2 protein-coding genes are annotated in these 1,386 nt (G+C 68.8%); both read left to right on the plus strand.

Going from position 1 to position 1,386, the window contains the following annotated elements:
• A partial coding sequence (locus GRF61_RS24080) for a DUF1987 domain-containing protein (RefSeq protein WP_169153145.1) occupies positions 1-372 on the plus strand: 372 nt, incomplete at its 5' end.
• A 4-nt stretch (positions 373-376) separates the two neighbouring features.
• Complete coding sequence (locus tag GRF61_RS24085) at positions 377-1,087, plus strand: GGDEF domain-containing protein (protein ID WP_169153146.1); 711 nt, start codon at positions 377-379, stop codon at positions 1,085-1,087.
• Positions 1,088-1,386 lie beyond the last annotated feature (299 nt).

Below are 1,386 nucleotides of genomic sequence, written 5' to 3' on the forward strand. Positions count from 1 at the left end.
CGCCCCGCCACCGCCAGCACGCCGCTGGTCGATTTCCGCTACGACGTCCACCAGCTGCGGCTGGAAGGCGAGTCCTACCCGGAGAATGCCGCCGCCTTCTACGGCCCCCTCGCCGACGGGCTGAAAACCTATGTGGCCGGCCTGCAGGGTAGCGAGCAAGTCGAGGTGCACGTGGCCCTGAGCTACTTCAACAGCTCCAGCACCAAGATGCTGTTCGGCCTCTTCGACACCCTCAACCAGGCCGCCGAGCAGGGCCGCCGCATCGCCCTGCACTGGTATCACGACCGGGAAGACGACATCGCCGAGGAGTTCGGCGAGGAACTGCACGTCGATTTCCCCGCGCTGGCCTTCCACGCCCATCCGGCGGACTGAAGCGATGTCGTCCAACGAGCTGTTCGCGCACGAGAACGCCATTCTCTGCGAGGCCCGCGCCATCGCCGCGCAGGAAGGCCAGCATGCGGAGATCTACCGCCAGGCGCTGGCCGCGCTGGCCGAGCACTACGCCCGCATGATGCGGGAGTCCCACCGCCTGATCTCCCGCAGCGACCGCGCCGAACGCGAGCTCAACCGCCTCAACGAACAGCTGCAGGACCTCGCCTGCGCGCTGGAATACAAGGCCACCCACGACCCGCTCACCGGCATCTACAACCGCAGTGCCATCATCGACCGGGTGCAGCGCGCGCTGGACGCCGGCCCGGTGGCGCTGACGGTGATCGACATCGACCACTTCAAGCGCATCAACGACAGCTTCGGCCACCCCACCGGCGACGCGGTGATCCGCGGCCTCATCCGGCGGGTGCAGACCATCCTCGACCAAGGCGACAGCATAGGCCGCATCGGCGGCGAGGAATTCACCATCCTCCACCCCCAGGCCAACCTCGAACGCGCCCGCGCCACCGCCCTGCGCATCCAGCAAAGCCTCAACGCCGAACCGCTGGCCGAACTCAGCGAATGGCCGGTCACCGCCAGCTTCGGCGTCAGCTGGGCCGCCCGCCGCACCCCCTTCGACGAGCTCTACAGCCGCGCCGACGCCGCCCTCTACGAAGCCAAGCAACAAGGCCGCAACCGGGTCGTGACGGCGGACTGAACTGGCGTTCCGCCTATCGTGAGCGGGAACGCCGGACGGCGAGTCGAGCCATCCCCGGCTCCGGCTCCGGCTCCGGCGATGGCGATGGCGATGGCGATGGCGATGGCGATGGCGATGGCGATGGCGATGGCGATGGCGATCAGCATTCGCCCTGCCCAATACCCGTCGGGCGTTTTTTCGCCTGCCTTGACGACAAGCGCCAGCCCTGAACCGACAAGCAACAACGGGGCTCCGGCGGCCAGCCACACGCCGCCGGAGCAGCCCCCTCTCCCTCCCCCTCGCGGGCGAGGGCCGGGGAG

The sequence above is a fragment of the Azoarcus sp. TTM-91 genome (assembly GCF_012911025.1).
Classification (GTDB): Bacteria; Pseudomonadota; Gammaproteobacteria; order Burkholderiales; family Rhodocyclaceae; genus Azoarcus.